Raw genomic sequence first — 20,825 nt, 5'->3', positions numbered from 1 at the left:
GACGTGCGGCTTCGGGCCTCGCGGCTGCGGAACCGTCAGGATGAAAAACGCTCAGTAGCCCGCGGGAAGGAGAGCTCCGATTCCAGTCGAGCGTGCGGCAGGCTCAGCTCAGCGCGGCGGCCTCAGCGGCGAAGTCGGCCCCCAGGTGCGCGGCGTCGTTGAAACCGCGGACGATCCAGCGGTCGGCGGTGACCACGATCCGCGTGATCGAGCCGTTGTCGGCGCCCAGGAAGGCCAGCGGGCGGGATCCGGTGGCCAGCGCCATGACCTGGCCGATGACACCGCCGTGGGTGAACACCGCGATCCGCTGGTCCGGGTGGGCCGTGGCCAGCCGCTCGATCGCGCCGCGGACCCGGGTGCTCAGCGCCTCGGCGGACTCGGCGCCGGGGATGACGTCCCAGCGCTGCTCGGCGTGCATCCGGTGGATCACCGGATCGTTCGCGGCGACCTTCTGGCGGAACAGGCCGCCTTCCCACTCGCCGAGGTGCACCTCGCGCAGGTCCGGTTCGACCTGCGGGGTCAGGCCGAGCCGGGCGGCCAGGGGCGCCGCGGTCTGCACGGTCCGGCGCAGCGTGGTCACGTAGATCGCGTCCAGGCCGGCGCCGGCCAGCCGCTGCGCGACGCGCTCGGCGTGCTCCCGGCCCTGCGGGGCCAGGTCCGGATCGCCCTGGCCGTCGACCAGCGGGAACGGCCGGTCCGGGTGGGCGGGGGCCGATTCACCGTGCCGGATGAGCAGGACGTCGGCGGCCCCGGCGGGGACCGAGAACCGGGACTGCCGGTACTCGACTTCGGACATGCTGGCTCGCTTTCCTGGGAAACTGGTCCGCATGGACCCTCCCAGCGCGCCGGGTGCTTTTCAAGTCCAGTACGGAGGGGTGTGCACAGTGGACGGTGACGAGGTGCTGGTGGGCCAGGACGGCCCGGTGCTGACGGTCGCGATCAACCGGCCGAGGCGCAAGAACGCCCTGGACACCGCGGCCTGGCGAGGGCTGCGCGACGCGGTCGCCAGAGCGGCGTCGGACGACGGCGTGCGCGCCGTGGTGATCACCGGCGAGGGCGGCGACTTCTGCGCGGGTGCGGACCTCAGCGGTGATCGCGGCGCGCAACACCCGCTGAACCGGATGCACGGCATCAACGACATCGCGCTGGCGCTGCACGAGCTGCCGAAGCCGTCGGTGGCGAAGGTGCGGGGCGTGGCGGTCGGCGCCGGGTGGAACCTGGCGCTGGGGTGCGACCTCGTGGTGTGCACGCCCGACGCGCGGTTCTCCCAGATCTTCGCCAAGCGCGGGTTGTCGCTGGACTTCGGCGGCTCCTGGCTGCTGCCGCGGATCGTCGGGCTCCAGCAGGCCAAGCGGCTGGCGCTGCTCGGCGAGATCATCGGCGCCGAGGACGCGCGCGAGCTGGGCGCGGTGACCTGGGTGAAGGAGGACGGCGAGATCGACGGCTTCGTCGCCGACCTCGCCCGGAGCCTCGCGCAGGGCCCGCCGATCGCGCTGGCGCAGAACAAGCAGATGCTGCACGTGGGCGGCAGGCAGGACTTCCGGGACGCGCTCGAGAACGAAGCCCGCGCGCAGACCATCAACTTCGCCACCGACGCACCGGCTGCGCGGACGGCGTTCGTCAACAAGACCGAACCGGAGTTCACCGGGGAGTGGATGGTGCGATGACCTACGAGCAGATCAGCTGCGAGACCGCCGATGGCATCGCCACCATCACGCTGAACCGCCCTGACAAGCTCAACGCGTTCACGCACGTGATGCGCGACGAGATGATCAGCGCCTTCGACGCCGCCGATGCCGACGACGAGGTCCGCGCGGTGATCGTCACCGGTGCCGGTCGCGGGTTCTGCGCCGGGGCGGACCTGAGCGCGGGCGCGGACACCTTCAACGCCGGTGCCGACGACGAGCGGGCGAAGGCCCGCTGGGCGGCGGGCGAGATCGACGGCGTGCCGCGCGACGGCGGGGGCGCGGTGGCGCTGCGCATCGCCGAGTCGCGCAAGCCGGTGATCGTGGCGTTCAACGGGCCCGCGGTCGGAGTGGGCGTGACGATGATGCTGCCCGCCGACATCCGGCTGGCCGCGGAATCGGCTCGGTTCGGCCTGGTCTTCGCCCGTCGCGGCATCGTCCCGGAAGCGGCCTCGACGTGGTTCCTGCCCCGCGTGGTCGGCATCTCCCAGGCGATGGAGTGGGTGGCCACCGGCAGGGTCTTCGACGCGCGGGAGGCGCTCTCCGGTCGTCTGGTCTCCCACGTGGTCCCGGACGACGACCTGCTGCCCGCCGCGCGCGGGATCGCCCGCGAGATCGCCGACAACACCTCGGGCATCTCGGTGGCGGTGGCCCGCCAGCTCCTCTGGGGCATGCTCAGCGCGGATTCGCCGTGGGAAGCCCACCGCCTCGACTCCAAGGCGATGAACCACCTGGGCGCGTCCCCGGACGCCGCCGAAGGCGTCGAAGCGTTCCTCGCCAAGCGCACCCCGAAGTTCCCGATGCGCCTCACCACCGACTACCCCGACTACATCCCACCCTGGCCCCCGAGGGAGGAGCCCCGGTGAAGGGCACCTTCAGGCAACTTACTTGCTAAGAGGTGCCCTTCACCGGGGGAGTTCGAACGATCCAATGTGGAGTGATAGCTAGGAGGGGTTGATGGCGGAAGATCAGCGGGAGCGGTTGCTCGCCGAGCTCATCGGGCCGGGTGGGGACTTCGAGATCGGCACCCGGGAGGTCGGCGGCATTCCGATGCGGGTGTACACCGGCGGCCCGGCTACGTTGCGGGACGTGGTGCTGTTCAGCGGCGGGTACGGTGCGCGGGACTTCTTGGTGTACCAGGACTTCCGGTGCAGCTTCGCCGAGCACTTCCGGCTGGTCGCCGGGCTCGCGCGCTGCTTGCGGGAGGAGTACGGGCTGGTCAGCGGTGACCGGGTGGCCATCGCGATGCGCAACTTCCCGGAGTGGTCGGTGGTCTTCTGGGCGATCCAGGCCGCGGGGTTGATCGCGGTTCCGCTCAACGCCTGGTGGACCGACGCCGAGCTGCGCTACGGGCTGACCGACTCCGGGGCGTCGCTGGTGTTCGCCGACGCCGAGCGGGCCGCCCTGATCGACCGCGAGATCCCGGTCGTGGCGGTCCGCGGCGGGGCATCGGTGCCCGGGGCGCGCCCCTGGTCCGAGCTGATGGCGTCGCTGCCGGCCGACGCCGAGCTGCCGGAGGTGGCCATCGGGCCCGACGACGACGCGACCATCATGTACACCTCCGGCACCACGGGCCGGCCCAAGGGCGCGGTCGGCACGCACCGCAACCACTGCACGAACCTGCTCAACACGGTGGTCAACCGGCGGGTGCAGGCCGCGGTGGCCAACGGCGGGGTGTTCCCGCCGCTGGGCGACCCGGCGGCGCCGCAGCCCGGCGTGCTGCTGACGTTCCCGCTGTTCCACATCGCCGGGCTCACCACGCTGTGCTTCACCACGCTGGCCGGGGTGAAGCTGGCCACCCTGTACCGCTGGGACCGGGAGGAGGCCGGGCGGCTGATCGTCGAGGAGGGCCTGACCAGCGCGGCCGGGGTGCCGACCGTGATGCGCGACCTGGTCGAGCAGGGCGACGCGGTGCGGCGGCTGGAGGGCGTGAACATGGGTGGCGCGCCCATCCCGCCCGACCTCGTGCACCGCATCGGCGGGCTGGGCACCGGCGTCACCCCGGCCAGCGGTTACGGGCTGACCGAGACGACCTCGGGAGTGGTGAGCAACGCCGGCGGCGACTACCTCGCCCGCGCCGACAGCGTCGGCCGGTGCGCGCCCGGTGCTGACCTGCGCGTCGTGGATCCGTCGACCTGCGAGGACCTGCCCGACGGCGAGATCGGCGAGCTGTGGTTCCGCGGGCCCAACGTGGTCCGCGGCTACTGGAACAACCCGCAGGCCACCGCGGAATCGTTCGTCGACGGGTGGTTCCGCACCGGCGACCTCGGCTACGTCGTGGACGGCTGGGTGCACGTGGTCGACCGGCTCAAGGACGTGGTGATCCGCGGCGGCGAGAACGTCTACTGCGCGGAGGTCGAGGCGGCGCTGTTCGAGCACCCGGCGGTGGTCGACTGCGCGGTCATCGGCCTGCCGCACCCGAAGCTGGGCGAGGAGGTGGCGGCGGTGGTGAACCTGCGGGCCGAGGTCGACGCCGCCGAGCTGCAGCAGCACGTCGCGGCCCGGCTGGCGGCGTTCAAGGTCCCCGCGCACGTGGTGATCCGCCCCGAACCGCTGCCGCGCACGCAGACCGGCAAGGTGCTCAAGCGGCAGCTGCGCGACCACCTCGGTGCGCAGGGGAGCTGACCGCGTCCGGAGAACCCCCAGCACCCGCTGGGGGTTCTCCGGACCAGGCCGCTAGCGGGACAGCGGGTGGGCCTTCTCGTCCGCCGGCAGCCTGCCCAGCGTGATCGCCAGCACCGCGGCCACCAGCGGCACGAGCCCGGCCACGATGAACGTCGCGCGGGTGCCGATCGCCTCGGAGACCGGCCCGGCCATCGCCATCGACAGCGGCATGAACGCCAGCGACACGAAGAAGTCGAGGCTGGTGATCCGGCCGAGCAGCTGCGGCGGCACCCGGCGCTGCAGCAGCGTGCCCCACAGCACCATCGGGCTGGAGAACATCGCCCCCACGGCGAACGCGGCGGCGGCCACCGTCCAGATGTTGGTGGCCACCGCGACCACCAGCAGCGGCAGGCTCGCCACGCCCCACAGCCCGATCATGGTGGTGAGGTAGCGGCGGGGCATCCGCAGCGAGCCCATCAGCAGCGACCCGACGGCACCGCCGATGCCCCACATGGCCAGCACGAGCGCGTGCTGCTCGGCGCCGCCGCCGAGGCGGTCCTTGATGAGGAACGGCAGCACCACCTGCAGCGGCCCCATCGTCACCATCACCATGAGCGAGGCGAACAGCAGCGAGGCGACCAGCCACCGGGTGGCGAGCATGTAGCGGAAGCCCTCCGCGACGTCGGCGAGGACGCTGCGCGCCTGACGCGTCGCGCCGCGCAGCGGAGTGCGGGGGACGGTCCAGAACATGCACCAGGCCGCGAACGCGGTGCCCGCGGCCACCGCCATCGCCGCACCGGGCGCGAAGGCGGAGATGACGAGGCTGCCCAGCGCCGGGCCTGCGGCCTGCTGGATGGTCGGCCGGACCATGCCCTCGAAACCGTTGGCCGCCATGAGCTCCTCCTCGGCCAGCAGCGCGGGCAGCCAGGCGGAGTAGGCGGGGAAGTAGAAGGCGACCGCGGTGCCGCCGAGGAAGGCGATCACCACGAGGTGCCAGATCTGCATCCGGTCGGTCAGCGACAGCACGGCGGCGGTGGTGAGCAGGACGGTGTGCGCGCTCTGCACCACGAGCAGGATCGTCTTCTGCGCCACCCGGTCGGCGATCGCGCCGCCGAGCAGCATCGGCAGCAGCGCGCCCAGCGAGGCCGCCGCGGCGACCAGCGAGAGCTGGCTGGCGCCGCCGCCGAGCCGCACCACCTCCCAGACCTGGCCGACCGTCCACAACCCGGTGGTGAACAGGCTGAAGCACAGGGCGGCGGAGAGCCTGCGGTAGGAGCTGCGGCGGAAGGGCAGGAGAACGCGCGGTATCCGGGGGCGTTCGTCGGTCACCGTCGCCGCATCGGTGGCGCTCATGACGACCTGCGGTGGGACGCGGCGTGCTGTTGTTCGATCATGCCCCGACGCTAGGACTTCCACCATGCTGGAGGTCAACGAACGGATCGGAACTAATTGGCGAACGCTGACTCAAGCGGTGGTGCGGTCCCAGAGGCCCGGTTCGTCGGAGCCGAGGGCGATCCGTCCCAGCTTCACCGACCAGCTCCGCTCGGTGCCGCACTCGTCGCGCCACGCCCACAGCTTGCGGGTGACGTGGTGCAACGGGTGTTCCCGCGTCACGCCCATCGCCCCGTGCAGCTGGTGCGCCGACCTCGCGATGCTGGTGGCGGTCCGCGCGGCGGTGATCTTCGCGGTCGCCGTCGCGACCAGCGCGCGTCCGGGATCCTGCTCGTGCACGCGCACTGCGCGGGCCACTGCGGTTTCGGTGGCTTCCAGGTGAACGCGCATCTCCGCCAGCGCGTTGGCCACTGCCTTGAGCGCGATGAGCGGACGGCCGAACTGCTCGCGTTGTGCGACGTGCGTGCGCGTGTGCTCGTAGGCGCCTCGCGCCGCGCCGAGCAAAGCGGCGGCGTTGAGCAGCGCTGAGCGCGCGAGCACCTCCTCGTGCGCAGGAGCGTGGGGCAGGGGAGTCGTCGTTCCGGTGGATCGCAGCGCGTCACGGGGTTCGCCCGCCAGGTTCTCGCCTGGCTCGACCTCGCCGCGTTCGACGAGATAGGCGGATTCCCGCTCCGGGCGCACCAGGACGTGGCTGGCGTGGCGGGCCCACGGCACGGCATCCGTGCTGGTCGCGGCGATGACCAGCGGAGCGGATCCCAGTTCCGCGCCGAGGATCCAGCGTGCGACCGACGCCTCCGCCAGCGGCACGCTCACACCGCTCGCCGCGGTCGCGGCCACCAGCTCGGTCAGGTCCCGCAGGGTTCCGCCGACGCCGCCGCGCGTCTCGTCCACCCCGACCTGCGGCCAGCCCAGCTCCACCAGCGTCGGCCACACCGGGTGCAGCGCGTCCGCCTGCACCTGCGGATCGGCTCCGGACAGCACGTCCGCCGCGACCTCGGTGATCAGCGATTTCTCCGTGCTCAACGCCGGACCTCCTGCTTGGCGAGGATGGACAGCAGCACCTCCGAGGAGCCGCCCCGGATGCTGAACCCGGGAGCGGCCAGGATCGCCTCGCCCAGCGTGCTCTCCGGTGCGATCACTCCGGAACCGCTTGCCCGGCGCGCGCATTCGAGCACGTCCCGCTCGAACGCGGTGCCGAGGTACTTCAAGGCCGCCGCGGCCCGCACCGGCGCTTCACCGGCGTCCAGCGCCTCTGCGACCTGCACGCACAGCGCGCGCAGCGTGGCCAGCCGCGCGACCAGCTCGCCGACCTCCGCCGCCAGGCCGTCGTCGGCGACCGCCAGCAGCTCGGCCAGCACCGGGTAGGTCGACAGCACCCGCTCGGGGCCGCCGCGCTCGTAGGAGAGCTGCTCGGTGACCTGCTGCCAGCCGTTGCCGACCGCGCCGATCACCCGGTGCTCCGGGACGAAGACGCCCTCGAACACCACCTCGTTGAAGTGGTGCGAACCGGCCATGTCCACGATCGGCGACACCGACACGCCGGAGGCTGTCATGTCCAGCACGAACTCGGTCAGCCCGGCGTGCTTGACCTCGGATTTCTCGCTGCGCGCCAGCAAGTAGGCGTGCGTGGCGCGGTGCGCGTGGCTGGTCCAGATCTTGCGGCCGTCGATCCGCCAGCCGCCGGGAACCCGAGTCGCCGCGGTGCGCACCGCCGCGAGGTCCGAGCCCGCGTCCGGCTCGCTCATGCCCAGGCAGAACACGAACTCCCCGGCGGCGATGCCCGGCAGGATCTCCCGCTGCAGCCGTTCGGTGCCGTGCCGCAGGATCGACGGCCCGATCTGCCGGTCACCGATCCAGTGCGCGGCCACCGGCGCGCCCGCGCGCAGGAGCTCCTCGGTGAGCACCAACCGGGCCCGGTTGGACCTCTCACCGCCGCCGACGGCCTTCGGCCAGGTCATCCCCAGCCAGCCGCGCCCGGCCAGCTCCCGGCTGAAGGCCAGGTCGAACGACCGCAACCAGGCGTCCGGCCGCGGCCGGTACCGCCCGGCCTCCCGCCACTCCCGGCACAGCTCGCGCACCTCGCGGCGCAGTTCACCCAGCGACGGGTTCACGACACGGACTCCTTTCCGGGAGCGCTCGGGGATCGCTGCTCGGCTCGGCTCAGGGCCGTCGCCCGCGTCTCGGGCATCAGCACGTAGACCAGCAAGGACACCAGGGCGCAGGCCGAGACGTAGAAGAAGAAGTAGTGCTCGACGCCGGCATCGCGGAACGCCAGCGCGACGTACTCCGCGGTGCCCCCGAAGATCGCCTGCGCCAGCGCGTAGGGGATCGCGACACCGACCGTGCGGACGCTGGTCGGGAACAGCTCGGCCTTCACGCACGCGTTCACCGAGGAGTACCCGGCCACGATCGTCAGCGCCAGCATGGTCAGCGCCAGCGCGACGCCGAAGTCGGGCCAGCGCTGCAGCGCGGTCATGATCGGGTAGGTGCCCAGCGTGGTGCCGACGCCGAAGAAGATCAGCACCGGCCGTCGGCCGATCTTGTCCGAGATCGCCCCTCCGATCGGCAGCAGCACGGTGAACAGGCACAACGCCACGAACATGACGAGCGCGGCGTCCGGTTTGCTCAACCCCACCGAGTTCGCCAGGTACTTCGTCAGGTACGTGGTGTAGGTGTAGAAGGCGACGCTGCCACCGAGGGTCAGCGCGAACACCAGACCGGCGGCGCGGCGATGGCGCCACACCTCGCGCAAAGTGCCCCGTCGCTGCTGCGCGTCGTGGCGCTCTTCTTCGGCGTAGGCCGTGGTCTCGTGCATCCGGCGGCGCAAGTAGAACACCACCAGCGCGGCGACCGCACCGATGACGAACGGGATCCGCCAACCCCAGGCGGTCAGCTGCTGCTCGGTCAGCGTGGATTGCAGCACCATCAGCACGATCAGGCCGAGCAGCTGGCCGACGGTGACCGACACGTACTGGAAGCTGGACCCCAGCCCGCGCCAACCGCGCTGCGACACCTCGGTGAGGTAAGCCGCGCTCGCCGCGTACTCGCCACCGACGCTGATGCCCTGCATGATCCGCGCGATGAGGAGCAGCACCGCGCCGAGGTACCCGGCCTGCTGGTGGTTCGGGGCGATCGCGATCAGCAGCGCGCTGATCGACATCACGGTCACCGACAGCGTCAGCCCGAACTTGCGGCCCTTCCGGTCGGCGATGCGACCCAGGATCCAGCCGCCCAGCGGCCGGGCCAGGAAGCCCACCGCGAACACCGCGGCGGTGTTCATCAGCTGCGCGGTCGGGTTGCCCTCCGGGAAGAACTGCCCGGCGAAGTACAGCGCGAAGTTCGCGTAGACGAACCAGTCGTACCACTCCACGGTGTTGCCGATGGAGCCGCTGAGCACGGCGCGGACGTGGGTGGAGCGGCGGGGCTTCGTCGACCCGCTCATGGTCACCTCCGGATATCGCTGGTCACGACGAGGTCGGCGGCCACCGCGCCGGTCGGGTGGACCACGAGCGGGTTGATCTCCAGCTCGGCCAGTCCGGGACCGAGTTCGACGGCGGCCTGCGAGATCGACGCGATCGCCGCAGCGGCAGCGGCCACGTCGCAGCGGGGTCGGCCGCGGAACCCGTCCAGCAGCGGCCATCCGCGCAGCCGCCGCAGCAGCGCGATCGCCTGCTCGGCGTCGAGCGGAGCGAGCGCCGATGCGACGTCGGAGTAGAGCTCGGTCGTGGTGCCGCCCATCCCGGCCGTCACCACCGGCGGGTAGCCGTGCTTGCTGCCTTGCACGCCGATCAGCAGTTCCACGCCTGGGGGAAGCAATTCCTGGACGAGCACGCCATCGATGCGCGCGTGCGGCGCGTTCGCCGCGACCGCGTCGAGCATGTCCTGCGCGGCACGGCCAGCCCGCTCCGCCGGGATGCCGACGAGAACGCCACCGACGTCGCTTTTGTGCGCCAGATCGGGGGATTGGGCCTTCAGCACGACGTGATCGCCCAACTCCCGAGCGACCGCATCGACGTCGGCAGGATCGACGATGCGCCCGCGCGGTCTGGCGATCTGCACCGCGTCGAGGAGTCGTGCGCCCTCGGCTTCGGTGAGCGATGGGCGGTCCAGGAACCGCGACAGACCTCGCGGTGCGGCCGGTTCGGCACGACGGCCGTCCTGCGGTACCAGGCGGGCGATGAGCCGCAGCGCGGCCGTGGTGGTGTCCAGCACCGGGATCCCGTTGCGGCGCAGCAGAGAACCGGCTTCGGCGATCTGCTCGTGCGAGTACAGCCACGCCACCGCGAACGGTGCGGTGCTGCGCTCGGCAGCCCGCAGGACCGCCTCGGCGACCTCCACCGCCGCCGCCCCGCCGATCGTGGTCAGCACCACGAGCACGGCATCCACCTGGCCGGATTCGGCGACCGCGCCGCAGACCGCGCCGAACTGGCCGGAGTCGTCGATGACCTGCGCGGTGACGTCCACCGGGTTGGCCGTGCTGCCGAAGGCCGGGATGAGCGGCACCAGCACGTCCTGCGCCGCGCGGTCCAGCTCCGGCAGCAGCAGCCCGGCAGCCTCGGCCTGGTCGGCGGCCAGCCCGCCCGCCCCACCGGAACTGGTGATCACCCCGACGCGGTGGCCGCGCGGCCGGGACTCGCCGGTCAGCGCCACCGCCGTGTCCAGGAGCTCGTCCAGGTCGTCCACCTGGATCGCACCGGATTCGCCGGTCAGCAGGTCGAACGCGGTGCCCGCGCGGACCAGCGCACCGGTGTGCGATGCGACCGCGCGCTCACCGGCGGCGGAACGACCGGAACGCAGGACCACGACGTGCTTGCCCGCCGCCGCGGCCCGCTCGGTCAGCCGCTGCCACCGGGCTCCGCCGGGCAGCTCCTCCAGGTAGCAGGCGAGCACCCGGACGTTCGGGTCGGCGACCAGCAGTTCGGCGGCGTCGGTGGTGGTGAGGTCGGCCTGGTTGCCCACGCTGATCCACGCGGTGAGCCCGATCCCGCGATCGCGGGCCTTGCCCAGGAAGCTGCCGCCCAGCGCACCGCTCTGCCCGACGTAGGCGATGCCGGAATCCGGTTGCCGCACCCCGTCCGCGGCGGCGGTGAACGTGGCCGCCAAGCCGGTGGGGCGGTAGAGCAGCCCCTGGCAGTTCGGGCCGACGACCCGCAGTCCGTACCGGTCGGCGACCTCGACGAGCTGCTCCTGCAACGCGCGCCCGACGGCACCGATCTCGGCGAAACCGGAGGAGAGCACCACCACGAACGACGCGCCCGCGCGCCCGGCGTCCTCGACCGCGGCGAGCACCCGTGCGGCCGGGACCAGCACGAGCACCAGGTCCACCGGCCCGGGCAGCTCCAGCAGCGACGGGTAGCACGGCAGGCCGTGCACCCTGCGGTGGTTCGGGTTCACCGGGTAGACCGGTCCGTCGAAACCGCTCAGGTACCGGGTCAGCCGCCCGGCCATCGCCGAGCGCTCGGAAGCCCCGACCACCGCCACCGCTCGCGGGTGCAGCAACCCGTCCACCGCGGTCACCGGCCGTGGAACTGCGGGCTGCGCTTCTCCTTGAACGCGCGCATCGCCTCCGCGGAGTCCTCAGTGGACTGCACGACCGCCATGTGCGAGGAGATCAGGTCCAGCGAGGTGCGCAGATCGGTGCGCGCCGACTGGTGCACGGTCCGCTTGATCGCGCGGATGGCCACCGGCGGGCCGTCGGCGAGGCGCCGCGCGAAGGCGTAGGTCTGCTCCAGCAGCTCGTCGTCCGGGTAGCTGCGGCTGGCGATGCCGAGCTCCACCGCGGTGGCGGCGTCCACGAAGTCGCCGGTCCACAGCAGTTCCAGCGCCTTGGCGGTGCCGACCAGCCGCGGCAGGAAGTAACAACCGCCGTCACCGGGCACCAGGCCGATGCGGACGTAGCCCTCGGACAGCCGCGCGGATTCCCCGACGAACCGGATGTCGCACATCAGCGCCATGTCCATGCCCGCGCCGACCGCGACGCCGTTGACCGCGGCGAGAACCGGCTTGTCGAAGTCCTCCAGCGCCAGCGCGACCTGGTGGATGCGCTCGGTCAGCACGTTCTTGTGGTCCAGCACGGATTTTTCGCCAGCGGTGAAGTCGTCGAGGTCGACGCCCGAGCAGAACGCGTCGCCGGCCCCGGTGAGCACCAGCACCCGCACCTCGGGATCGAACCGCGCGGACCGGATGGCCGCCGCCCACTGGTCGATCATCTCCATGGTGAAGGCGTTCTTGCGCTGCGGGCGGTTGAGCAGGATCGTCCCGATCCCATCCCTGACCTGGTACTCGAGATCTGCCACGTCCATCCCTCCGGGTCGGCGGTCCGGCCCGAGTCTGGCACGCCCCACCACCCGAGTCCATACAAAATTGAATGCAATAACCGGAGGCAGGAGCAGAACTCGTTGGGGTCGCGGAAGTTCAGCCCGGCAGGGGGAGCGTGGTGGCGAGGGTGGGGGCCAGGTGCGCCGGGGTGGCGTCGCGGTGCGAGTCCATGATGCGGACCGCTCGTTCGGTCTGGCCGCGGCGCAGGGCGTTGATCAGCTGGCGGTGCTCGCGAACGATCCGGCGCCGCGCCGACTCGTCGTAGAGGTAGACCGTGCGGTAGGCCTCGGTGATCTTCCAGATCCGCTCGATCTCGTCGACGATCAGCCGCAGGCCCGAGGCGCGGAAGATGACGAAGTGGAAGTCGTGGTTGAGCTCGGTGATGCGCAGGACGTCGACCTCGTCGGCCGCCTTGGCGATCTGCTCGTTGAGCTCGCTGAGCTCGATGATCTGCGCGGTGCTCAGCCGCGGCAGCTCGCGGAGCACGATCGCCTCCAGCGCCCCGCGCATCAGGTACGCCTGCCGCAGCTCCTCCGCCGACAGCCTGGCCACGGTGTAGCCGACGTTCGGCTGGTGGCGGACCACGCCCTCCGCTTCGAGCGCCTTTAACGCCTCCCGGACCGGGACCCGGCTGACGCCGAGGCGTTCGGCGAGCGCTTCCTGCCGGAGTGGTTGCCCCGGCAGCAATTCCTGGCTGCGCATCATCTGCCGGATCTGCTCGACGGCGCGACCCACCGAAGTCCCCGCCATGCCTCACACCCCACGCTCTGTTCGATCGGTGATCGGAATGGTAACGCACCGTGTTTGCGCGAATGCTGAGGACGACGTATTGACAAACCCGCACGTCCGGGCGCACCGTAACCCGCAACGGTGCGCAAATAGCGACAGCGTTGTGAATATAGCAACAGCTCCTCGGAGGTGGACGTGGCGGGTTCCGGTTTTCTGCAGACCGCGGATCGCGCGCTGCAGGTCCTGCTCGCGTTCACCGACGACCGGCCGGAGTGGGGCGTCACCGAGCTCGGGCGCGAGCTCGGGCTGGACAAGTCGGTCGTCCAGCGGCTGCTGGCGACGCTGGCCAACCGCGGTTTCGTGCTGGCCGACCCGGAATCGCGCCGCTACCGGCTCGGCCCGGCGGTCTCCCAGCTCGCCCGCGTCGCCGAGCGCAGCGGTGCGCTGAGCCTGATCGCCCGCCCGGTGCTGGCGATGCTGGCGCGGGAGACGGGGGAGAGCGCCGTGCTCAACGTCGCGCACGGCGGCTCCTACCGGACCGTCGCGGCCGTGGACGGCCGCGGGCCGATCAGCTACACCGCGGTGGTCGGGCACGTGATGCCCGGTCACGCCGGCTCCTCCGGGCACGCGCTGTTCGCCGGGCTGCCCGCCGACGAAGTCCGCGAGCTGTTCGGCCCCGAGCCGCTCGCGCGCTGCACTCCGAGCACTCCGACCACCTACGCCGAGCTGGCGCAGCGGTGGCAGCAGGTCCGGGACACCGGGGTGTCGGTCTCGGCCGGGGAATTCGACGCGAACGTCGGCGCCGTCGCGGTGCCGGTGCGGCTCTCCGGTGCGACAGTGGCGTCGATGACGCTGATCGGCCCCGCCGAGCGCGTCACCGGCCGGATCGACGACCTGACCGCTGCGCTGCGCGGCGCGGCCACCGACCTGTCCCGCCGATTGGCGCCCGGCGCCGGGCCGCAAGGCGGCTGATCTCCTCCTCGAAAGGCTGCTCATGACAGTCAGCGAATCCCGGGCGGGCTCCGAACGCGCGCACCCGCGGGCTTTCGAGCCGACCGTTCTGGTGATCACGGTCGTGCTCTCCGTGGTCGGCGCGGTCATCGGACTGCACCTGATCACCACGCTGGGCATCTCGGCCAACACCTCGGTGATCGGCGCGCTGATCGCGATGATCATCGGCCGGATCAACGTGGCCGCACTGCGCAAGATGCGGTCGGTGCACCGGCAGAACCTGGTGCAGAGCGCGGTGTCCGGCTCGACCTTCGCCGCCGCCAACTCGCTGCTGGCGCCGATCGCGGTGCCCTTCGCCTTCGGCAGGCCCGACCTGGTGTGGCCGGTGTTCGCCGGCGTCGCGATCGGTCTGTTCGCCGATTCCTTCGTGCTGTACCGGCTGTTCAACTCGCGGCTGCTGCCCGCGCAGGCCGCGTGGCCGCCCGGCGTCGCCGCGGCGGACACCATCATCGCGGGTGACAAGGGCGGCAGGCGGGCCATCGTGCTGGCGGGCGGCGCGGTGCTCGGGTTCATCGGCTCGCTGTTCAAGCTGCCGGTCTCCGCGGCGGGCGTGGCCTTCATCGGCAACATCTGGGCGCTGGCCATGTTCGGCATCGGGCTGATGGTCAGCCAGTACAGCCCGGCCTGGTTCAGCATCGACATCGGCGACCTCTACATCCCGCACGGCGTGATGATCGGCGCCGGGCTGGTCGCGCTCGGGCAGGCCGCCTACCTGATGTTCCGCAAGGACAGGAAGAAGGACGCCGCGCCGCAGCAGTCGATCGACCCGAGCCAGCTGCCGCAGGTCGACGAGCGCGCGCTGCGCCGCGGCGTGCTGGAGGGCTACGTGCTCTTCGTGCTCGGCGCCGTCGTGGTCGCGCTGGCCGGTGGGCTGATGTCCGAGCTGTCGGTGACCGGGCTGATCCTGTGGGTGCTGGCCGCCGCGCTGGCCGCGATCATCCACGAGATCATCGTGGGCCTGGCGGCGATGCACTCCGGCTGGTTCCCGGCCTTCGCGGTGACGCTGATCTTCCTGGTGCTGGGCCTGATCCTCGGCGTGCCGCCGGTGGCGCTGGCGCTGTTCGTCGGCTACACCTCGGCCACCGGCCCGGCGTTCGCCGACATGGGCTACGACTTCAAGGCGGGCTGGCTGCTGCGCAAGGAGCACCGCCCCTACGACGCCTACGAGCGCTCCGGCCGGTTCCAGCAGTACCTCGCCTCGCTGGTGGGCTTCGCGGTGGCGACCGTGGCGGTGGCGGTGTCCTGGCAGTCGTTCTTCGGCGACGGCCTGATCCCGCCGGTGGCCGAGGTCTACGCGGCCACCATCAAGGCCGGGCTGACCGACCCGGACGTCCTGGTGACGCTGCTGCTGTGGGCGATCCCCGGTGCGCTGATCCAGCTGCTCGGCGGCTCCAGCAGGCAGATGGGCGTGCTGCTGGCGACCGGCCTGCTGGTGGGCACCCCGCAAGCGTGCTGGCTGGTCTTCGGCGCACTGATCGTCCGCATCGCCTACCGCTGGTGGCGCGGCGAACGAGCGGACGAGGACCTCAACCTCGTGGGCGCGGGCCTCATCGCGGGCGACGCCCTCTACTCGACCAGCCGCATCTTCGAGTCCAAGTGATCCGTCGTGCAGGCGAGTGTGGACATACATAAGAACGGGCTCCCGCAGTCCAGGCGGCGTCTGAGGTTCCGCTACCCGCACCGCCACGCAAAACGAGTCAACTAGTTAAAAGGAGTAGTTGTGGAAGTTGTCAGCCGTGTGGAATCCCGGCCCGAGTACCTGTCCTGGGAAGCCGCCATCGGCGCTCGCAAGCTCGTCGAGCAGGTCATGCTCGTCAAGCCGGGCGAGCAGGTGGTGCTCACCGGCGACACGTCCTCCGACCGGCGCGTCGTGGAGCTGACCGCGCAGGCCGTGGCCGCGGCCGGTGCCACGCCGACCGTGATCTGGTACGAGACCCGGCCCAGCTCGGCGATGGAGCCGCCCGCGCCGGTCGCCGGTGCGGTCGCCGAGGCCGATGTGTGGATCGAGTTCAGCGTCGCCTACATCATGCACAGCGACGCCTTCCGCGCCGCGATCGCCAACGGCGCCCGGTACACCAACCTGACCGGCATGGACATCCCGATGCTGGTCGACACCGTCGGCAAGCCCGACTTCGAGGGCGTCATGCGGCTCGGCCGCGCGCTGGTCGCGCTGCTGGAGCAGGCCGACGAGGTGCGCATCACCGCCGCCAACGGCACCGATCTGGTCGGCCGCAACCAGGGCCGACCGATCAACCTGCGCGGCAAGCCGGCCGAGAAGCCCGGCGAGACGGTGATGCTCTCCGGCCAGATCTCCTGGAACCCGATCGAGGAGACCCAGAACGGCACGCTGGTCTTCGACGGCGCGCTGTGGCCGCCGGCCGAGATCGGCCTGCTGCGCTCCCCGGTGCGCTGCACGGTGGAGAACGGCGTGGTCACCGAGATCACCGGCGACCGCGACGCCGAGGTGTTCCGGAACTGGATGGAGTCCTTCGACGACCCGAACATGTTCCGGCTGGCGCACTGGTCGCTGGGCTTCAACCCGGGCGTGCTGGTGCCCACCGGCCGCATCGTGGAGGACGAGCGGGTGTTCGGCTGCGTGGAGATCGGCATCGGCACCAAGGGCGCCTGGATCGGCGGCGAGCCGTGGGTGGCCGCGGCGCACACCGACGGCAGCGTCCTCGGCCCGTCGATCTACCTCGACGGCGAGGCCATCGAGCTCGAAGGCCGCTACGTGCACCCGGAACTCGTGCGGATCTGCAAGGAGATCGGCGCCCCGGGCTACTGATCCGTCGTTCCTGCCGCAATTTCCATTGAAGTCGGACGTCCGATTTCAATGGAAATTGCGGCTCGGCCCGACCCGGGGTGGTGCGGTGGTGGCCCCGGCCGGTGTTGAATCGTGGCCGTCGCACCCCGCTGGTCCACTTTGGAGGAATCGAGATGTCGTCCGTCACCTACCGCCGTCCGGGTCTGGTGGCCCGGGACCACGTGTTCCGGGTTCCGCTGAGCCACGGCGACCCGGGCTCCGGGGAGATCGAGGTCTTCGGTCGGGAGGTGGTCGCGCCGGCCAAGCAGGACCAGCAGCTGCCGTGGCTGGTCTACCTCCAGGGCGGGCCGGGCGGCAAGGCGGAACGGCCGCTGAGCACCAGCGCGTGGCTGGGGCGCGCGCTGCAGGACTACCGGGTGCTGCTGCTCGACCAGCGCGGCACGGGGCGCAGCACGCCCGCGAACCGCCAGAGCCTGGCCGGGCTGACCCCCGCGCAGCAGGCCGAGCACCTCAGCCTGCTGCGCGCCGACTCGATCGTGCGCGACGCCGAAGCCGTCCGGGCGCAGCTGATCGGCGACGAGCCGTGGTCGGTGCTGGGGCAGAGCTTCGGCGGGTTCTGCGCGCTGACCTACCTCTCGCTGGCCCCGCAGGGGCTGCGGCAGGTGCTGATCACCGGCGGCATCCCGACCCTGACCGGCCACGCCGACGACGTCTACCGCGCGGCCTACGCGCGCACGCTGCGCAAGAACGACGCCTACTTCGCGCGCTACCCGCAGGACGCCGCGATCGTGCGGCGGGTCGTCGAGCACCTCGCCGAGCACGAGGTGATCATGCCGGCGGGGGAGCGGCTGACGCCGGAGCGCTTCCAGACCCTCGGCATCCAGTTCGGCCAGGGATCGCAGTTCGACGCGCTGCACTACCTGCTGGAGGAGGCGTTCATCGGCGACACCCTCTCCGACACCTTCCGCCGCGGCGTGGACGCGGTGGTCTCCTTCGCCGCGCGGCCGCTCTACGCGGTGCTGCACGAGTCCATCTACTGCCAGGGCACCGCGTCGGAGTGGTCGGCGCACCGGGTGCGCGCGGAGTTCCCGGAGTTCGACCCGGCCACCGCAGGCCGCATCAACCTCACCGGCGAGATGATCTACCCCTGGATGTTCGAGCAGGACCCGTCGCTGGTCCCGCTGCGCGAGGCCGCCGACCTGCTCGCCGCCAAGAGCGACTGGCCGGTGCTCTACGACCTCGACCAGCTGGCCCGCAACGAGGTCCCGGTGGCCGCGGCGGTCTACCACGACGACATGTTCGTCGACCGCGACCACTCGCTGGAATCGGCCGGGCAGGTGCGCGGCGCCCGGGTGTGGGTGACCAACGAGTACGAGCACGACGGCGTCAAGGCCTCACCGGCGGTGCTGGACCGGCTGCTGGCCATGAACCGGGGCGACGCCTGACTTTCGGAGGCGCTGCTGCACGGGGCTCGCCGTCCGGCTATCGTTCGGTTCTCATGTCCGCATCCGAGCCGAACAGCGCTGGCGGTGTGCCCTGGCAGCGCGTCTTCGACCAGGCGGCCGCCGCGATGGCCATCCTCGACTTGCAGGGCCGGTACCTGCACGTCAACGGTGCGATGTGCCGGTTGCTCGGATACCGCAGCGAGGAACTGGAGGGGCGCGACTACCGGGACTTCACCCATCCGGATGACATCGACGATGAAGGTCCGGTCGAGTCGGAGAAGACCCTGGAGAAGCGCTACATCCGCGCCGACGGGAGCCTGATCTGGGCGCTGGTGGCGCGCACCTTCATCCGGGACCCCCGCGGGCGCCCGATCTGCTTCCTGTCCCAGATCCAGGACATCACCCAGCGCCGGGAGGCCGAGCTGCTGTGGCAGCGCAGCTTCGCCAACGCGCCGATCGGCATGGCGCTGCTGGACCTGAAGGGCTCCTGGACGGCGGTCAACGACACGCTCTGCGCGATGCTCGGCTACACGCGCGAGGAGATGTTGACGATGTCCTTCGCCGACGTCACCTACGAGCACGACGAGGCGCAGGGCACCGCCGCGCTGGAGGACATGGCTTCCGGCCTGGTCGACTCGGTGAACCTGGAGAAGCGCTACCGGCACAAGGACGGCCGCCCGATCTGGATGCTGATCCGGGCGACCGCGGTGCCGGGGGCCGACGGGACGCCCGCCTACGTGGTCAGCCAGTACGAGGACATCGGCGAGCAGCGCATGGTGGACGCCCACCTCGCCCACCTCGCGCTGCACGACCCGCTGACCGGGCTGGCCAACCGCGCCCTGCTCGCCGACCGCCTGGACCACGGGCTCCAGCAGCTCGCGCGCGGCAACGGGGTGCTGGTGGTGGTGCTGGCCGACCTCGACCAGCTCAAGCCGACCAACGACCGCTACGGCCACGCGGTCGGCGACCAGCTGCTGATCGCCGCCGCGCGCGAGATCCAGCTGGCGGTGCGGGCCGGGGACACCGTCGCGCGCCTCGGCGGTGACGAGTTCGTGGTGGTCAGCCTGCTGCCCGACGAGGACGCCGCGGCGGCGCTCCGGGACCGGGTGGAGGCGCACCTGAACACCGAGGTCGTGGTGCACGGTGCGACCGTGAGCCTGCAGGCCAGCGTCGGCTACGCGGTGACCTCGGACCCGGCGATCGCCCCGGACAAGCTGCTGCACGTGGCCGACCGCGACATGTACGCCAGCAAGCGCCGCCGCCGCGAGGCCAACGGCCGCTGAGCGGATCAGGTGCCGAGGTCGGCGAGGGCGGATTCGATCGCCCGGTGGAAGGTCGGGTAGGCGAAGATCATCCGGCGGAGGCGGGAGACCGGGACCTCGGCGTGCACGGCGACCGCGAGCGCGCCGATGATCTCGCCACCGGCAGGCGCGACGACCGTGGCCCCGACCAGCACGTCGCGCTCGGCGTCGGCGACCAGCTTGATGATCCCGGCGTTGCCCACCTTGTGGATCCAGCCGCGCGTGGAGTCCTGGATCCGGGTGCTCCCGGTGCGCACCGAGATCCCGGCGTCCTCGGCCTGGGCCTCGGTCAGCCCGACGCTGGCGACCTCGGGATCGGTGAAGGTCACCGCGGGCATCGCCCGGTAGTCGGCGGTCTCGCCGTCCTGGCCGAGGATGTCGGCGGCGGCGATGCGCGCCTGGTACATCGAGGTGTGCGTGAACGCGCCGCGACCGGTGACGTCGCCGATCGCCCAGACCCCTTCCGCGGCGCGCATCCGCTCGTCCACCGGGATGGTGCGCGACTGCTCGTCGAGCCCGACCGCGCCGACGCCGAGCGCGCGCAGGTCGGTGCGGCGGCCGGTGGCCACCAGCAGCCGCTGCCCGGTGAGCCGGTCACCGCCTGCGAGCTGCACCTCGAACTGCCCGTCGTGCTTGACGTGCTCGACGCCGTTGCCGGTGCGCACCTGGATCCCCTCGGCGAGCAGTGCCGCGGTGATCACCTCGGAGGCTTCCGGTTCGGAGTTCGGCAGCAGCCGGGGCTGCGCCTCCAGCACCGCGACGGAGCTGCCGAACCGGGCGAAGACCTGCGCGAACTCCAGGCCGACCGGCCCGCCGCCGAGCACCAGCAGCGACTCCGGCACCTCGCGGGACGGCACCGCCTCCCGGTTCGTCCAAAATGGACTCCCGGCGAGGCCGTCGATCGGCGGCACCGCCGGGTCGGTGCCGGGGTTGAGCACGATGCCGCGCCGCGCGCGGAACACCTGGTCGCCGACGGTCACCTCGCCCGGCGCGCTGATCCGCCCGACCCCGCGCACCAGCCGGCCGCCGGTGCGCTCGAAGCGCCGCGCGGCGATCTCGTCGTCCCAGTCGGTGGTGGCCTCGTCGCGGATGCGGTCGGCGACCGGCGTCCAGTCCGGGTGCACCTCGGCCCGCCCGGCCAGCTCGGGCACCCGGCGCGCTTCGCCCAGCGCGTCGGTGGCCCGCACCATCATCTTGGTCGGAACGCAGGCGAAGTACGGGCATTCGCCGCCGACCAGCCTGGATTCGACCGCGACCACGGACAGGCCGGCGCCGGCCAGCCGGGCGGCGACGTCCTCACCTCCCGGCCCCATCCCGATGACCACGACGTCGACCTCGTCGACCACGGCACCCACCTCAGTTCTCGTCCGTCGCACCGTCGTTCCCAGGGCACCACCTCGGTGCCCGCCGCGCACCTCGGCTCAGCACCGGTGTCACCTGCACCGACCGGATGCGCGGACGAAGGCTCCAGCATTCCGGGCCCCGCGCCGCGGTGCGGCCGATTTCGCGCGAAATCAGCGCACCGCACGCGGGCGGGATGGCGATCTCGCGCGAAATCGCCACCGCACCACCTCGG

General features: G+C 71.7%; 17 protein-coding genes. 8 read left to right on the top strand and 9 right to left on the bottom strand.

Annotation, left to right across the window (positions count from 1 at the left end; translation table 11 throughout):
- Window positions 1-103: 103 nt before the first annotated feature.
- On the bottom strand, window positions 104-796 hold the full coding sequence (locus tag OU416_RS15055) for a histidine phosphatase family protein (protein ID WP_270927554.1): 693 nt from the start codon (window positions 794-796) through the stop codon (window positions 104-106).
- A 31-nt stretch (window positions 797-827) separates the two neighbouring features.
- Between OU416_RS15055 and OU416_RS15050 the strand changes: the two genes are divergently transcribed.
- From OU416_RS15050 to OU416_RS15040, 3 genes are all read left to right on the top strand, one after another.
- On the top strand, window positions 828-1,667 hold the full coding sequence (locus tag OU416_RS15050) for an enoyl-CoA hydratase/isomerase family protein (protein ID WP_270927553.1): 840 nt from the start codon (window positions 828-830) through the stop codon (window positions 1,665-1,667).
- The gene (locus OU416_RS15045) at window positions 1,664-2,551 is read left to right on the top strand and encodes an enoyl-CoA hydratase-related protein (RefSeq protein ID WP_270927552.1); all 888 of its coding nucleotides are present in this window, start codon (window positions 1,664-1,666) and stop codon (window positions 2,549-2,551) included. The genes OU416_RS15050 and OU416_RS15045 overlap by 4 nt, the downstream gene beginning before the upstream one ends.
- Window positions 2,552-2,642: 91 nt before the next feature.
- Window positions 2,643-4,310, top strand: a complete 1,668-nt coding sequence (locus tag OU416_RS15040; protein ID WP_270927551.1) for a class I adenylate-forming enzyme family protein — start codon at window positions 2,643-2,645, stop codon at window positions 4,308-4,310.
- Between the two features lie 51 nt (window positions 4,311-4,361).
- Here OU416_RS15040 and OU416_RS15035 read toward each other — a convergent pair whose 3' ends face one another.
- From OU416_RS15035 to OU416_RS15005, 7 genes are all read right to left on the bottom strand, one after another.
- Window positions 4,362-5,642, bottom strand: a complete 1,281-nt coding sequence (locus OU416_RS15035) for an MFS transporter (RefSeq protein WP_270927550.1) — start codon at window positions 5,640-5,642, stop codon at window positions 4,362-4,364.
- 111 nt (window positions 5,643-5,753) lie between these two features.
- Window positions 5,754-6,704, bottom strand: coding sequence for an acyl-CoA dehydrogenase family protein (locus tag OU416_RS15030; RefSeq protein WP_270927549.1), 951 nt, complete (start codon window positions 6,702-6,704; stop codon window positions 5,754-5,756).
- Window positions 6,701-7,792 carry an acyl-CoA dehydrogenase family protein gene (locus OU416_RS15025; RefSeq protein ID WP_270927548.1) on the bottom strand — a complete coding sequence of 364 codons (1,092 nt, stop codon included), beginning with the start codon at window positions 7,790-7,792 and terminating at the stop codon, window positions 6,701-6,703. Before OU416_RS15025 ends, OU416_RS15030 begins: the two co-directional genes overlap by 4 nt.
- Window positions 7,789-9,123, bottom strand: a complete 1,335-nt coding sequence (locus OU416_RS15020; RefSeq protein ID WP_270927547.1) for an MFS transporter — start codon at window positions 9,121-9,123, stop codon at window positions 7,789-7,791. The genes OU416_RS15025 and OU416_RS15020 overlap by 4 nt, the downstream gene beginning before the upstream one ends.
- 2 nt (window positions 9,124-9,125) lie before the next feature.
- Window positions 9,126-11,189, bottom strand: a complete 2,064-nt coding sequence (locus OU416_RS15015) for an acetate--CoA ligase family protein (RefSeq protein WP_270927546.1) — start codon at window positions 11,187-11,189, stop codon at window positions 9,126-9,128.
- 5 nt (window positions 11,190-11,194) lie between these two features.
- Complete coding sequence (locus OU416_RS15010) at window positions 11,195-11,977, bottom strand: enoyl-CoA hydratase/isomerase family protein (protein WP_270927545.1); 783 nt, start codon at window positions 11,975-11,977, stop codon at window positions 11,195-11,197.
- Between the two features lie 118 nt (window positions 11,978-12,095).
- Window positions 12,096-12,749, bottom strand: coding sequence for a GntR family transcriptional regulator (locus OU416_RS15005; RefSeq protein WP_270927544.1), 654 nt, complete (start codon window positions 12,747-12,749; stop codon window positions 12,096-12,098).
- Window positions 12,750-12,923: 174 nt separating this feature from the next.
- On the opposite strand from OU416_RS15005, the gene OU416_RS15000 reads away from it, so the two are divergent.
- The 5 genes from OU416_RS15000 (at window position 12,924) to OU416_RS14980 (ending at window position 19,231) form a co-directional block, all read left to right on the top strand.
- Entirely contained in the window at window positions 12,924-13,700 is a 777-nt protein-coding gene (locus tag OU416_RS15000; protein WP_270927543.1) for an IclR family transcriptional regulator, read from the top strand.
- Window positions 13,701-13,722: 22 nt separating this feature from the next.
- Window positions 13,723-15,339, top strand: a complete 1,617-nt coding sequence (locus OU416_RS14995) for an OPT/YSL family transporter (RefSeq protein ID WP_270927542.1) — start codon at window positions 13,723-13,725, stop codon at window positions 15,337-15,339.
- Window positions 15,340-15,459: 120 nt separating this feature from the next.
- Complete coding sequence (locus OU416_RS14990; protein WP_270927541.1) at window positions 15,460-16,524, top strand: M29 family metallopeptidase; 1,065 nt, start codon at window positions 15,460-15,462, stop codon at window positions 16,522-16,524.
- Window positions 16,525-16,676: 152 nt separating this feature from the next.
- Window positions 16,677-17,948 carry an alpha/beta fold hydrolase gene (locus tag OU416_RS14985; RefSeq protein ID WP_270927540.1) on the top strand — a complete coding sequence of 424 codons (1,272 nt, stop codon included), beginning with the start codon at window positions 16,677-16,679 and terminating at the stop codon, window positions 17,946-17,948.
- Window positions 17,949-18,001: 53 nt separating this feature from the next.
- Window positions 18,002-19,231, top strand: a complete 1,230-nt coding sequence (locus OU416_RS14980) for a PAS domain S-box protein (RefSeq protein WP_270927539.1) — start codon at window positions 18,002-18,004, stop codon at window positions 19,229-19,231.
- Between the two features lie 5 nt (window positions 19,232-19,236).
- Here OU416_RS14980 and OU416_RS14975 read toward each other — a convergent pair whose 3' ends face one another.
- Window positions 19,237-20,604, bottom strand: a complete 1,368-nt coding sequence (locus tag OU416_RS14975; RefSeq protein ID WP_372907150.1) for a dihydrolipoyl dehydrogenase family protein — start codon at window positions 20,602-20,604, stop codon at window positions 19,237-19,239.
- Between the last annotated feature and the right edge of the window lie 221 nt (window positions 20,605-20,825).

This window comes from Saccharopolyspora indica (assembly GCF_027853965.1).
GTDB classification, from domain to species: domain Bacteria; phylum Actinomycetota; class Actinomycetes; order Mycobacteriales; family Pseudonocardiaceae; genus Saccharopolyspora; species Saccharopolyspora indica.
The sequence above is the reverse complement of the archived record's forward strand: the minus strand, read 5'-3'. Positions and strand labels throughout refer to the sequence as shown.